At 70.4% G+C, this 12,962-nt stretch carries 13 protein-coding genes; 5 read left to right on the plus strand and 8 right to left on the minus strand.

The window, feature by feature from the left end; all coding sequences use genetic code 11:
- Window positions 1–116 precede the first annotated feature (116 nt).
- The 3 genes from B1729_RS05565 to B1729_RS05575 all read left to right on the plus strand — a co-directional run bounded on the left by B1729_RS05565 (window position 117) and on the right by B1729_RS05575 (window position 2,692).
- Entirely contained in the window at window positions 117–1,526 is a 1,410-nt protein-coding gene (locus tag B1729_RS05565; RefSeq protein WP_163631186.1) for an aspartate aminotransferase family protein, read from the plus strand.
- A gap of 144 nt (window positions 1,527–1,670) precedes the next feature.
- Window positions 1,671–2,078: a transferase gene (locus tag B1729_RS05570; protein WP_163617671.1), complete on the plus strand. Its 408-nt coding sequence runs from the start codon at window positions 1,671–1,673 to the stop codon at window positions 2,076–2,078.
- 44 nt (window positions 2,079–2,122) lie between these two features.
- Complete coding sequence (locus B1729_RS05575) at window positions 2,123–2,692, plus strand: thermonuclease family protein (protein ID WP_163631188.1); 570 nt, start codon at window positions 2,123–2,125, stop codon at window positions 2,690–2,692.
- Between the two features lie 4 nt (window positions 2,693–2,696).
- On the opposite strand, the gene B1729_RS05580 is transcribed toward B1729_RS05575, so the two are convergent.
- A complete protein-coding gene (locus tag B1729_RS05580) occupies window positions 2,697–3,095 on the minus strand; it encodes a DUF1304 domain-containing protein (protein WP_204318866.1) in 399 nt (132 codons plus the stop codon).
- A gap of 35 nt (window positions 3,096–3,130) precedes the next feature.
- On the opposite strand from B1729_RS05580, the gene B1729_RS05585 reads away from it, so the two are divergent.
- Window positions 3,131–3,889: a LysR family substrate-binding domain-containing protein gene (locus tag B1729_RS05585; protein WP_163631190.1), complete on the plus strand. Its 759-nt coding sequence runs from the start codon at window positions 3,131–3,133 to the stop codon at window positions 3,887–3,889.
- 262 nt (window positions 3,890–4,151) lie between these two features.
- Here B1729_RS05585 and B1729_RS05590 read toward each other — a convergent pair whose 3' ends face one another.
- The 4 genes from B1729_RS05590 to B1729_RS05605 all read right to left on the minus strand — a co-directional run bounded on the left by B1729_RS05590 (window position 4,152) and on the right by B1729_RS05605 (window position 9,498).
- Window positions 4,152–6,635, minus strand: coding sequence for a CHAT domain-containing protein (locus tag B1729_RS05590; RefSeq protein ID WP_163631192.1), 2,484 nt, complete (start codon window positions 6,633–6,635; stop codon window positions 4,152–4,154).
- Between the two features lie 56 nt (window positions 6,636–6,691).
- Window positions 6,692–8,350, minus strand: coding sequence for a S8/S53 family peptidase (locus B1729_RS05595; RefSeq protein WP_163631195.1), 1,659 nt, complete (start codon window positions 8,348–8,350; stop codon window positions 6,692–6,694).
- A gap of 73 nt (window positions 8,351–8,423) precedes the next feature.
- Complete coding sequence (locus B1729_RS05600) at window positions 8,424–8,891, minus strand: hypothetical protein (RefSeq protein ID WP_204318867.1); 468 nt, start codon at window positions 8,889–8,891, stop codon at window positions 8,424–8,426.
- Window positions 8,881–9,498: a sigma-70 family RNA polymerase sigma factor gene (locus B1729_RS05605; protein WP_163617665.1), complete on the minus strand. Its 618-nt coding sequence runs from the start codon at window positions 9,496–9,498 to the stop codon at window positions 8,881–8,883. Before B1729_RS05605 ends, B1729_RS05600 begins: the two co-directional genes overlap by 11 nt.
- 124 nt (window positions 9,499–9,622) lie before the next feature.
- Between B1729_RS05605 and B1729_RS05610 the strand changes: the two genes are divergently transcribed.
- Window positions 9,623–10,366, plus strand: a complete 744-nt coding sequence (locus B1729_RS05610; protein WP_163631199.1) for a GMP synthase — start codon at window positions 9,623–9,625, stop codon at window positions 10,364–10,366.
- A gap of 1 nt (window position 10,367) precedes the next feature.
- Here the strand turns inward: B1729_RS05610 and B1729_RS05615 are convergent, their stop codons facing one another.
- From B1729_RS05615 to B1729_RS05625, 3 genes are all read right to left on the minus strand, one after another.
- A complete protein-coding gene (locus B1729_RS05615) occupies window positions 10,368–11,168 on the minus strand; it encodes a TspO/MBR family protein (protein ID WP_163631201.1) in 801 nt (266 codons plus the stop codon).
- A gap of 88 nt (window positions 11,169–11,256) precedes the next feature.
- Complete coding sequence (locus B1729_RS05620) at window positions 11,257–11,742, minus strand: glutaminase (protein WP_163617662.1); 486 nt, start codon at window positions 11,740–11,742, stop codon at window positions 11,257–11,259.
- The gene (locus B1729_RS05625; protein WP_163631203.1) at window positions 11,739–12,938 is read right to left on the minus strand and encodes a cation:proton antiporter; all 1,200 of its coding nucleotides are present in this window, start codon (window positions 12,936–12,938) and stop codon (window positions 11,739–11,741) included. The genes B1729_RS05620 and B1729_RS05625 overlap by 4 nt, the downstream gene beginning before the upstream one ends.
- Between the last annotated feature and the right edge of the window lie 24 nt (window positions 12,939–12,962).

The following is a 12,962-nucleotide window of genomic DNA, read 5'->3' on the forward strand; positions in this document are numbered from 1 at the left end:
GGCCGTTGAGCGAGCGAGGAACGAGCGAGACGAAACGCCTGAACCCACGAGCAAGCGCCGTTTCGTCTCGCTTCGCTCGCTCAACGACCGGACACGACGACACGCAAGGACTCCCCATGACCGACACGCTCGCCGCCACCGCCGCGTACACCGACCCGTCCGGTGACCGCCGCCCGCTCCCCGACCCCGACGCCGAGGCGCGCGTGCGCGCGGACGACCGCGGTCACGTGTTCCACTCCTGGAGCGCGCAGGCGCTCATCGACCCGCTGCCTGTCGCGGCGGGCGCGGGTGCGACGTTCTGGGACTACAGCGGCAACGCCTACCTCGATTTCAGCTCGCAGCTGGTGAACCTCAACCTCGGGCATCAGCATCCGGATCTCGTCGAGGCCATCCAGCGGCAGGCCGGCCGCCTGGCGACCATCCAGCCGTCTATGGCGAACGATGTGCGCGGCGAGCTCGCCCGGCGCATCGCCGACGTCGCCGGCGATGGCTTCGAGAAGGTGTTCTTCACGAACGGCGGCGCCGACGCGAACGAGAACGCCGTCCGCATGGCGCGTCTCGTGACCGGCCGCCGCAAGGTGCTGTCGATGTACCGCAGCTACCACGGCAACACGACCACCGCCATCTCGCTGACGGGCGACCCGCGGCGCTGGCCGAACGAGCCGGGCGACGGCTCGACGGCGAAGTTCTTCGGGCCTTACCCCTACCGCTCGGCGTTCCACTCGTCGAGCCCCGAGGAAGAGACGCAGCGCGCGCTCGAGCACCTCGAGCAGACCATCGTGCTCGAGGGCGCGTCGACGATCGCCGCCATCGTCATCGAGACGATCGTCGGCACGAACGGCGTGCTGGTGCCGCCGCCCGGCTATCTCGCGGGCGTCCGAGAGCTGTGCACCCGCTTCGGCATCGTCTACATCGCCGACGAGGTGATGGTCGGCTTCGGCCGGGTCGGTGAGTGGTTCGCGTTCCAGGCGTTCGACGTGCAGCCCGACCTCATCACCTTCGCCAAGGGCGTGAACTCGGGCTACGTGCCGCTCGGCGGCGTCGTCATCTCGGACCGTATCGCGGCGCACTTCGACACCGTCTCGTTCCCCGGCGGGCTCACGTACTCGGGGCACCCGCTGGCTTGCGCCGCGGGCGTGGCGACGTTCGAGGTCTTCGAGCGCGACGGCATCCTCGAACGCGTCCGCGACCTGGGCTCGCGCGTGGTCGAGCCTCGCCTGCGCGACATCGCGGAGCGGCATCCGTCCGTCGGCGATGTGCGGGGCATGGGCCTCTTCTGGGCGATCGAGCTCGTCAAAGACCGCGAGACCCGCGAGCAGCTCGTGCCGTTCAACGCGAGCGGGGCGGATGCCGCACCCATCGTCGCCGTCGCCGCGGCGTGCAAGCGCGAGGGCGTGTGGCCCTTCACCCACTTCAACCGCGTGCACGTCGCCCCGCCCCTCGTGATCACCGAGGACGAGCTGGTGCGCGGCCTGGACGTGATCGACCGCGCGCTGTCGGCCGCCGACGAGTTCGTGGCGCACTGAGCGAATGGCTGCCGGCTCCGCATTCTCGGGAATGCGGAGCCATTCTCTCGGGGTGACCGAATCGTTCTGATGCGCGGGAATATATGCCCTGCGTCCTCCGTTATTTCTGTACTCAGCACTCTGTGCTGGCTCCAGGAGGGGACCGTGGGCAAGAACTACATCGACATCGAGAACGACCAGGGCGAGACGCTGCGCTACCGCAAGCATGTCAACGGCCGTGGTCTGATCGCGCATGGAGCGAAGGTGCACCCGAGCGCCGTCGTCGAAGCGGGGTCGTATGTCGAACCGGGCGTGCAGATCGCCGCGGGCGCGCACGTCGGCCGCGGTGTGTGGGTCGAGTCGGATGCCGTGATCGGCCCCGACGCCGTGATCGAGCCGCACGCCCACATCGGTCCGCGCGCCGCGATCGGCCCGAAGGCGAAGATCGGCGTCCGCACCCACGTCGGACACGACGCCCGCGTCGCCGGAGGCTCACTCATCGGCGATGACCAGACGATCGCCGACGGCGAGCGCGTCGCCACCGACCAGCGGGGACTGCGCCTGGCCGCCTGATCCCGCGATCGCGGAGCGTCGCGCGCACGGCATAGGCTCGCGACGTGTTCAGACGCGTCCTCATCGGAATCCTCCTGCTCGCCGTCGCGGGCGCGGCCGTCTGGTGGTGGGCCGGGCGCGACGGCGACTCGGCAGAGGTCGGCGTCGCGACGCCCGGCGCAGCGCCGACGATGCCCGCGATTCCGTCCGATGCGTTCGAGATGACGGTCGAGAGCGTGCACGACGGCGATACGCTGCGCGCTCGGGCGGCGACGCCGAACGCCGTCGTCGAGGACATCGAGTCGACGCGTGTCCGCTTGCTCGGAATCGACACCCCCGAGATCTCCCCCGAACTCGACTGCTGGGGCTCGGAGGCGACGGCGAAGCTGACTGCTCTCGTCCCCGCCGGGTCGACGATCTGGGTGGCGCCCGATGCCGAGGTGCACGACCAGTACGGCCGGACGCTGCTCTATGTCTGGACGCCCGACGGCCGGTTCGTCAACGGGGAGCTCGTGGCGCAGGGCGATGCGCGCGTCGAGATCTACTCGCCCAACCGCAGCCAGGAGGCGCTGCTCCGCTCCCTCGAGTCGACGGCGGTCGCCACCGGAGCCGGCCGGTGGAGCGCGTGCGGCTGAGTCGTCAGGCGAACAGGAACAGCACGAAGCCGATGAGCGGCAGCGTCCCCTGGATGAGCGCAGCGCGCAGGTAGCGCATGCCCGTGCTCAGCAGCACGAGCGCCGCCGCGACCATCGATCCGAGGCTGAACAGCACGAGCGCGAGGCCGGCCGCGCGGACGGGTGCGGTATCCGAGCCCGCGAAGATCAGCACGAGGCCGATCACCACGCCGATCGCGAGGAAGAGGTTGTAGAACCCCTGGTTGTAGGCCATCGGCTTCGTCGTGTCGGCGGCCGCCTGGTCGGCGACGCCGAAGCGTTTCCAGATCTTCGGCTGCGTCCACTGCACGCTCTCCATCACGAAGATGTACACGTGCAGCAGCGCCGCCAGCGCTGCGAAGACCGTTGCGAGGATAGCCACCATGAGCGAACGATAGCGCCCGGGCTACGCTGAACGGTATGGCGAAGGGTGGGTCGCGCGCAGGCGGACGGGCACGGGATGCCGCGGGCAAGCGCCGTGGCGCAGCATCCGGCTCCGCAGCGAAGGCGAAGCCCGCGAAGCCGCAGCCCGTTCAGCCGCGCCGGCCGCAGCCGTCGCCGGTACCCCCCGCCGAGCCGCCGATGCCGGCGACGTTCCTCCTCGGCGCGATCCCCGGTGCGACGCCGGGCAAGTGGATCGACACCTGGAAGGAACGGATGCCGCGCACGAGCCTCGAGCTCGTGCCCCTGGCCTTCGCCGACCAGCGACGGCCCGTCGTCGACGGCGAGGTCGACGCCGCCCTCGTGCGGCTGCCGATCGACAAGGACGGGCTCCACGTCATCCCGCTCTACGACGAGGTGCCGGTCGTCGTGTGTGCGAAGGAGTCGCACCTGACGGCCGCCGGAGAGCTCGACACCGCCGACCTCGTCGGCGAGGTGCTGATCGTTCCGGAGGACGACGTGCTGCGCATCAGTGTGCCCGGCACCGAGAAGCCGCGCTTCGCTCCCCCGGCCGACACGGCCGAGGCGATCGCGACCGTCGCCGCAGGGGTGGGGATCGTCATCGTGCCGATGTCGCTCGCGCGGCTTCACCAGCGCAAGGACGTCGAGTACAGGCCGCTCCTGGACGGCCCCACCTCCACGGTCGCGCTGGCGTGGGCCGCGGATCGCACAACGCCCGCCGTCGACGCGTTCGTGGGCATCGTGCGAGGACGCACCGCGAACTCCTCCCGCGGCTGAACCGCCGTCAGGACGCAGGAGGAGGGGCGCCGCCCCCAGTCCCCAGTGCGGCGCCCCTCATGGATCGGCGCGAAGACCCGCAGCCCGACCTGCGTTCCCCAGAGTGGCCTTCTGCTCTGCACCCGACCCCCCGCCGGCGTGCACGAGCCGTTCCGATGACCTGGAGCAGGCGTCATCGGCTCTGATACATGCCGAAGCGAGATCTCAGATGGCTGAGTTCGTCTTGCCGTGAGGGCTGATGATGCCGGCGAAGCCGCGTTGATCAGAATCCGGCGCCATGGACCTGGAACGGAGCCACGATCCCTGTCCGCCGAGACGCCTCGGCCAGTGCGATCGACGGTGCGACGCCCGCCGCCAGACCCTGGTGCATCGCTCCCAGAAGCTCGCACGCCGCGTCGTCGGCGACCACGACAGGCGCCGCGATGACGCTGCGCGATCCGGCGTGGAGCCAGACGCGGGTCATTCCGACGGCCTCCTCATGCCAGCGGATCGACGACCGGCCGACCTCGCACGCCGACAGCACGACCGTATGCGGCACCTTCTCAATGAGATCGACGTCGTAGCCGAACAGGGTTCCGTCGTGGAGCTGCAGACCCGAGAACAGCGGGTGCTCCGCGGAATGGCGGCCATGCGCGGCGACATGCAGCACGTCGACGCGGGACGCGGCACCGGTGAGCGCCATGACCGACGCGTCCTCGTCCCGCAGAACGATCGGATCGGGCCATGCCTCCGCGGCCCGCGCGACTTCTTCGGCGGCGCGTTCGACTCGTGGCCCCGCCGCGAAGGCGACCCGCCGAGCGTCGGAGCGCTCCCTCGTCGACAGCCACTGCGACGCGGAAGTGGCCACGGTGAAGACCCTCCCGCGAAGTGCCGGCAGCAGCGCCCACGGGATGCCGCCCAGGATGCCGGGGACGCTGAGCACCAGCTTCCGGTCGCCGACGACCTCCGCCACCGGAGCGAGCAGCGCTGCCGACAGCGCCGCGACGCGTTCGTCCAACGAGCGTTGCACCACTGCGGCCATGGGTCCCGCGCGCACGGCGGCGCTCACATCGGCATCCGCTCGCAACGCAGCCACGCTCCGCCCGACCTCCGGCCACGCGTCGATCCGGACGACGCGGGCACCATCCCGCCGCGCCGCGACGGCCACCATCCCCGAGCGATCGAAGACATATGACACCGATGCCGTCTCGTCGTCGAGTCCCTCCTGCAGCTCGTCGAGCGATGCGCGCGGACGTCGACCCGCCGCACCCGAGGTGGCCCACTGCCGCTGACGCAGCTGTTCGCCCAGTTCCCGGGCCCTGCCTGACGAGAGCCAATCGGGGCCGCCCTCGACGCGCAGCGCGCGAAGCTCGGCCAGGTCGGCCGCCAACTCGGGATCAGGTGGCGGGCGAAGCGGCACGACCTCCTGATTCAGGAACCGGGCGCGCTCGGCCCACTCGAACACCACGTCCGGGCGCATCGAACGAACAGCCGACTGCAGTCCCGCAAAGATCAGCCCCTCTCCGTACATCACGAGCGAGGTCGCAAGATCGAGGCTGCCGAACGACGCCTGCCACTCGCTGAGCGCGTCGAGTCCGGCGGCCGCACGAGCGCGCACCAGATCTTCACGCCCCTGCGCAAGGGCGCGGGCAGCCTGCACCTGGCGGGTGAGCAGGGTGAGCTGGATCGGGGCGGTCGGGCGGACGCGCACCCCGCCGTGATCTCGGTCGTCGATGCCGACCCGCGCGCGCCACAGGTCGGCGGTGAGCTGCAGCGCCTCAGCCTCTGCCTCGAGCCGGTGATTCCGGAGCGCGTCGGACAATTCGCCGACCGCCCTGAGATCGATGCGCCGCGCGGAGCCGCTGCCGGCGGTGCGGCCGCCGCTGCCATCCGGAATCGACGACAGGAGCGCGGCCCTCAGCCGAACGCCGTCGGCCCGGAGCGCCCACCACTCGGAGTGCACCCTGCGGAACCGCTGCGCCGCGCGACGCGCGACCTGCTCCGCGCGGGCGGGAGCGTGTGTGAGCAAGGCGCGGGCCAGATGGAATTCGGCCTCGGCTCGGGCCTGTGGCATTCGGTTCGCACCGAAGGTCTGAGCGACGCGGACCAGACTGGTCTCGGCTTCGACGACCAGGCCCGCGTCGCGCAGGACCTCGGCTCTGTCGAGGTCGCAGATCGCGGCGTTGACGTCGGAGGCTGCAGCGAGCGCGTCCCGCGCCGCCGCCATCGTCGACAGCGCCGCGATCAGATCGCCTTCCAGGAGGGCGACGTACCCGGCGTTGTGGACCGCCATGGCACGCTCGACATCGTTGCCGGTCGCCGCGTAGTCGGGTGCGGCACGTTCGAGGTCCGCCCTGGCCGCACGGAACCGCCCAGCCTGACTGTGCGCGAGGCTGCGGTTGAGCAGCATCGGGGCTCGATGCTCTGACTCGTCCCCGATGCCGTCGATCGCTTTGTCGAGCCAGCTCACCGCCTCGTCGAGTGCACCTCGCTCCAATGCCAGGAGCCCCAGCTGCCCGTGGAGCATCGCCGATGTCTGGCGGGACAGCCGCGGATATGCGAGGGCTTCCTTGCAGAGGCGCTCAGCTGCTTCGGGATCGCCTTGTCGGATCACGACGGCTGCCATCGAACCGGCGATGCGCGCCCGAAGATCGGGATCGTCCGTCCGCGCCGCGGCGCGCGCGAGCTCGCGGCGTGCCGCCGCGTTGCGACCCCCATTGAGGTGAGCACGACCACGCCGATACAGCTCCCCAGCCGTCAAGGTCATCCTCACAGCATGGCGCGAATTCGCCGCGCATGCGACGAAGGTCTGGCGTGCGGTGGCTAGTCGGACGGCTTGATCGCCGACAGATCCTCCTTCTCCGTCACCTGTTCGTCGAGCACTTCCTTGACGACCCCGCTCACGTGCTGCACGAGCGGCCGGGACTTCGCCGATGCCGACCCCCCGCGCGCTTCTGCCAGCCGCTGCGCGATGCGGCCGGCCACCAGGGGCGCCGCGAAGGACGTGCCGCTCCACACGGCGAACCCCGACCGGAAGTCGTCGAGGTCGAGCGTCTCGCGCCGATGACCGTACTCATCGCTGCGCAGGTCTGATTGGATTCCGCCCTCGAAGTCGACCGGGATGATCGAGAGCACCGACACGCCCCGCACATAGGTCTGCACCCATTCGCCGATGTTGGAGAAGAGGGCGACCGTGTGACGGGAGGGGTTGAGTGCACCGACCGTCACGAGGGGGACCAGGTCGGCTTCCTTTTCCTTCTCGATCCCGCAGTCGGCACCATCCCAGTGGTGCATGGAGGCAGGAGCAGCGGGGCGGTCGGTCGCGTCATTTCCGGCTGAGCACACCACCACCGTGCCGGCCCGTCGCAGACGCGCGAGCAGGTCGTAGAGCTCGCTCTCGACGGACTGCCGCTCGGGCGTCTCGTGGTAGAAGCTGAACGAGAGGTTCACGACATCGATGCGGCCACCGCCGTCGGTGTTCTCCACGATGTCGACGAGCCTGCCGAGCGCCGCGATCAGATCGTTCTCGAGAATGAGCCCGTCACCATCAGCGATGCGAACCGGGAGGATGCGGGCTTCCGGGCACGCCTGCAGCACGATGCCCGCGATGAAGGTGCCGTGCCCGGCAGCACTGTCGACCACGCCGTCCAAGGGGCTGCCGATCGACGGGTAGCGGTCGGGGTCCGTTTGGCCGTCGACGATGCCGATCTCGCCGCCGTACTCTGCGACCGCATCGATCACGGCTTCGTCGAGCCACGGGTGGCTGCCATGTCCCGTGTCCAGGATCGCCACCACCGGCCGGTCCTCGAGAGGAAGCTTCGGCTCGGGGAGGTCTCCACCGATGAATGTCACCGGCTGCCGTCCCCCGAGGCCCGGATAGGCGTACCCCTCGATCCCCGAGGGGTTGCCCTTGAACGGGTTGCCCTTGAACGGGTTGCCCTTGAACGGATTCCCCTTGAACGGATTCCCCTTGAACGGATTCACGTCGAGCGAGTCGGTCGAGAGGACGTGGTTGAGCCCGATGCCGGTGACTCCCGCGCGACGAGCTTCAACGAGCAGGCGCGCCGCGTCGGGACGGGTGAGCGGCTGCTGCGTCTTCGGGTCGGGAGCGACGCCGATGCGTACGCGCTTGGTGCGCGCCACGCCCTGGCGTCGGCGGGAGCCGGCGGCGACCGTGCTCTTCGAAGACCCGACCGACCGGGTCGCGACGCCGTCTTGCGGCTCTGGATTCTCGAGGTCCTCGATCTCGACGGTCCAGCCCAGCCTCTCCGCGATCGCGGCAAGGGGCGACTTGTCGAGACTCCGCGGCACGGTCTTGCCGGTCGGTGCGAGCAGGAGCACGTCAGGCTCGTAGACCGTCGGAGCGAATCCGGTCCCCACCGGCAGGATGTCGGGGTCGAGAAGCGCGGCACGTACGCGGCGCGCCTCTCGCTGCCGCCAGGTCAATCGTGGAGTGTGGGTCGGCTTCTGCGGATCAGGCATGATTCCCCTTCATGTGTGACTGCACTGCGCATGGCGAATCGGATGCCTCAGCAGAGGCATCCGATTCCGATAATCAGACTTCGAACTGCGGGGTCTGGAAGTCGCGCAGTGCGCCGTCGGCGTCCTTCACGACCAGGCGAAGTCGCGCCACCCCAGGCGTGACCTCGTCGAAGGCGAAGCGTCCGTGCTCGCCCGGTTCGGCCGACCACTCGCGGTCGCCCTGCACCAGCCGGATGGCCAGCGCCGTGGCATCCACCCATCCGTCCACGCGTCTGCCGCCGTCCTCGGTGGCGGTCACGTGCAGCAGCACGCTGGTCGTGCCGTCGCTGAACTGCAGCGTCGCGGTGTCGGTCTCGCCGCGGACGGCCGCGAGGGTGCCCTCGACGAGCGTCAGCAGGGCGTACTCGCGCGACAGGTCCTCGACGGCGACGGCGGCGACCATCCGGTCGACCAGCTCGGCCGGCACCGGATCGACGTCCTCCCACATGCGGCGCATGCGTGCGAAGAGCGCGGCGTCGGCCGCGAAGTCCTCAGTTTCCATCGTCGTCACCTCTCCATCCGTCGCCCTCGAGCACGGCGCGGAGCTTTGCGAGGCAGCGCTGGCGGGTCGGTCCGATCGATCCGATGGGCATCGCGAGGTCTTCTGCGATACGGGCATAGTCGGGGCGGTCCTCGAACGCGACGATCCGCAGCAGGCGCTGGCATCGATCGTTGAGCGTGGCGACCGCTGTCCAGAGGCGACGGGTCTCGTCGTCCTGCGCCGCGGTCTGCTCGGCGGATTCGTGGACAGGAAGGTGCGGTTCGAGCGACTCGGCCTCGGTGGCATCGGCACGCCGATGCTGCTTGCCGACGCGCCACGCCTCGCGGCGCGCACACATCGTGAGCCACCCCGACACCGCGAGCGGGTCGTTGATGGTCTCGTGACGGCGTACGAGCGTCAGCCAGGTCGTCTGCACGACGTCCTGTGCCAACGCAGGGTCGACGCCGTACGCCCGCACGACGTGCCACAACGGCGGCGTCATCAGGCGGACGAGTTCGTCCATCGCACGGCTGTCACCCTCACGCCACCGCACGAAGAGTGCGGCGGCCCGCTCCCATCGCGCCGGCTCCGCGGAGTCGACGGATGGCTCGGCGCCAGCCTGTGTCATAGCGCCCATTCTGTCCACACCATGCCCGAGCGCGATAGTGCCGGTTTGATACACGCATACCCGTCGAAGACCGCGGATGTCGCCCCCTTCGCACGCGCGGCGACCCGCGACCTAGAATTCGTGCATGACAACCGCGCCGCTGCTCTATGTCTGCGTGCGGCCGCAGCTGGGCGCGGCGGCCGCCGAGTACGAGTCGTTCCGGGCGGCCATGCACCTCGACGAGAGCCGGCTCGCACCTCACGACCTCGTGCGCGAACCGCTGCCGGCAGACGCTTTCGAGCGCTACGCGGGCTTTCTCATCGGCGGCAGCCCTTTCAACGTCACCGACCCGGAATCGACGAAGACCGACGCCCAGCGCCGCCTCGAGGCAGACCTCGCGCGCATCGCCGAACACACCGCGTCGGGCATGGGGCCGGCCGCGCTCTTCACCTGCTACGGCATCGGCGTCGCGACGCGCACGCTCGGCGGCATCGTGAGCCGGGCCTTCCCCGAAGACACCGGCCCCGTCACCGTCGAGCTCGGCGATGCTGCCCGCGCCGACCCGGTGTTCGGCGGCCTCGCCAGCCGCTTCACGGCGCTCACCGCCCACAAGGAGGGCTGCGAGGAACTGCCCCATGGAGCGGTTCTGCTGGCATCGAACGACGGATGCCCCGTCCAGGCGTACCGCGTCGGCGATCGCCTCTACGCCACCCAGTTCCACCCTGAGCCGACCACGAAGGCGTTCACCGAGCGCATGGCCGTGTACCGCGACGACGGCTACTTCGACTCGGCGGACTACGACACCATCGCCGGACGTGTGCTCGCGGCATCCGTCACGGAGCCTGCGCGACTGCTCCGCGCTTTCGCTGATCGATTCTCGTCGGCCTGACTCACGCCTCGGCGTTGCGCACACCCGTCGCCACGCGCAGCACGGTGCCGAGCACCCCGGCCGCGAGGATCAGGCCGGCGACGATGAGCGCCGTCACGCCGATCGCAGCGCTGGACGGGTCGCCGGTGAGCCTGGCCACCGCGAGCCAGCTCAGCCCCCAAGCCAGGGCGAGCGCGGGCGCCAGCCGCCAGCGGCTCGCCGCCTCGATGCCGAGCCCCACCACCCCGACGACGATGAGCACGATGACGCCCCACAGGTCGGCGGCATCCGCCCACTCGGGCGGGGCGATCGAAGTCAGCCACGCCGTGATGTTCGCGACGGTCGCGAGCGTCACCCAGCCGAGGTGAAGGCCTGTGACGCCGTCGACGAGCAGCCTGTCGGCCCACCCGTCTGCCGGCTCGATGACCGTGCGGTGGAAGGTGACACCCAGCACCGCCAGCAGCACGATGATCGAGAGCACGGTCATCGCGAGCGAGCCGAACTGCGCGATCACCAGCCACAGGCCGTTCAGCGCCATCGTGCCCGCGATGAGCCAGCCCAGTGCGCGCTGTCGCTCGCTTCCCCGCTGCCGCGGCAGAGCCTGCCAGACCGTGTAGGCGAAGAGGCCGATGTAGATCACCGACCAGATCGAGAACGCCGGGCTCGCGGGGGCGAGATACGAACCGTCCTCATCGAGCGCGCCGTCCTGCAGATCCTGCACCGGCGTGCCGCCGAACAGTCCGGTGCCGACCATCGCGGCGATGATCATGAAGCAGAACGCGCTGATGACGACGATCTGACGCGTGAGGTCCCGAGCGGCCATGCCCACACCGTACGGGGCCCTCCTGGCGCCGCTGACCGTATTGACACGTCGCGCTCCGCCCAGTAGCGCCGGGTTCGCACCGCCCGGTCTAGGCACCGCCTGGAGGATCGAGCAGCAGAGCGACCCGCTCGGCGAGGTACGCCTCGAGCGGCATGAGTCCCCCGGCCGCGCTCCACCGCACGCTCGCGACGCCGTCGAGCGAGACGAGGGGGCCGGACTCTCCGCCGGCGTCGACGACGTCGGGTCGCAGCACCCGCCATCCGAGGTGGACCGTCTCGCCCTCTGCGAAGCCACCGCGGCGTGCAGCTGCGGCGAGCTCGGCGCGCTGCCGCTGGGACTCGGCGGCGTAGCCGCGCCGGGCCTCCTGGCGCGCGCGGACGATGTCTGCCGTCGCGAGCGCGGCGTCGTCGGTGAGCAGCAGCGCGCCCAGATGCCACGCGGCACCGCGCCGCTCGACGCGCGGGGCGCGCGCGACCCCGAGGATGCGCCGAGGAACGACGAGCTCGCCCAGCGCTTCGCGCGGGGCGTCGGCGAGCCGCGCGCGGGCGGCGTCGAAGAGCTCGAGGGTGCTCACGCCATGTCGTCCTCGCGCGCCGGCGTGGCCTTCACCCGCTCGCCGCGGAGAGCCATGCCGATGAGGGGGAACAGCAGGACCGACAGCATGCCGCCGGCGACGAGCACGGTCTGGTGCGACGTCGTCAGGATGTCCTCGTCCACGCCGATCTGCGTGACCGCGACGATGATGGGCAGCCCGGTTGCCCCGAGCAGCGCGATGGACAGCCGATCGCGCCGCGACGATCCCTCGGGTGCGGCGAGGGTGGATGGCAGCCCACGCACCACCAGCAGCGCCACGAGCACGACCGGTACCAGCAGGAACGTGGCCGGCTCCTCGAGGAGCGCCTCGAGGTCGAAGGTGACCCCTGTGTAGATGAAGAAGATCGGCACCAGGAACCCGAACGCGACCCCTTCGATCTTGCTCTCCACCGCCTCGCGATCGGGCTCGGAGGCGTCGCGCATGAGGAGGCGCCAGATGATGCCGGCGGTGAAGGCCCCGAGCAGCAGGTCGAGGTCGAGCACGATGCTGAGTGCGACGAGCGCCGCGAGGATGACGAAGACCACCCGGATCGCGAACTGCCCCGAGGTGTGGAGGGTGGAGCTCACGAACGCGTGCATCGCGCCGCGCGGGACCTTGAACGCCAGCCAGATGGCGAGCGCCGCGAAACCGGCGAAGAGGGCGAGCACCACGGTCGACAGGCCCGGTTCGCGGCCGCCGAGGAAGATCGAGATCGCGATGAGCGGGCCGAACTCGCCGACGGCGCCGATGGCGGCGACGGCCTTGCCGAACGGCGTGGGCAGTTCGCCGGCGTCGCGGAGGATGGGGAGGAGGGTTCCGAGCGCCGTCGAGCACAGCGCGACGCCGATCACGATCGCCGCCTCCCCCGATGCGAGCACGAAGCCCGCCGCGATCCCCGCGGCGAGGCTGATGAGCCACCCGAGGGACGCCCGGCGGCCGAGGCGGCCACGGAACGAGCCGAACTCGATCTCGGTGCCCGCGACGAAGAACAGCATCGCGAGCCCGAACTCCGACAGCGTGTCGACGAACTCGCTCGGCACCGCCCAGCCGAGCACGGCGGGACCGACCAGGATGCCGAGCACGAGCTCGAACACCACCACGGGGACGCGCATCCACCGGCCGACCCCTCGCGCCAGCAGCGGCGCCAGCACCGCCAGGAGCGGGATCACCAGCAGCGTCGGTTCGAGGTCGTCCACGCGAACAGACTAGCCAGGACACGT

This window comes from Microbacterium sp. B35-04 (assembly GCF_010634885.1).
Classification (GTDB): domain Bacteria; phylum Actinomycetota; class Actinomycetes; order Actinomycetales; family Microbacteriaceae; genus Microbacterium.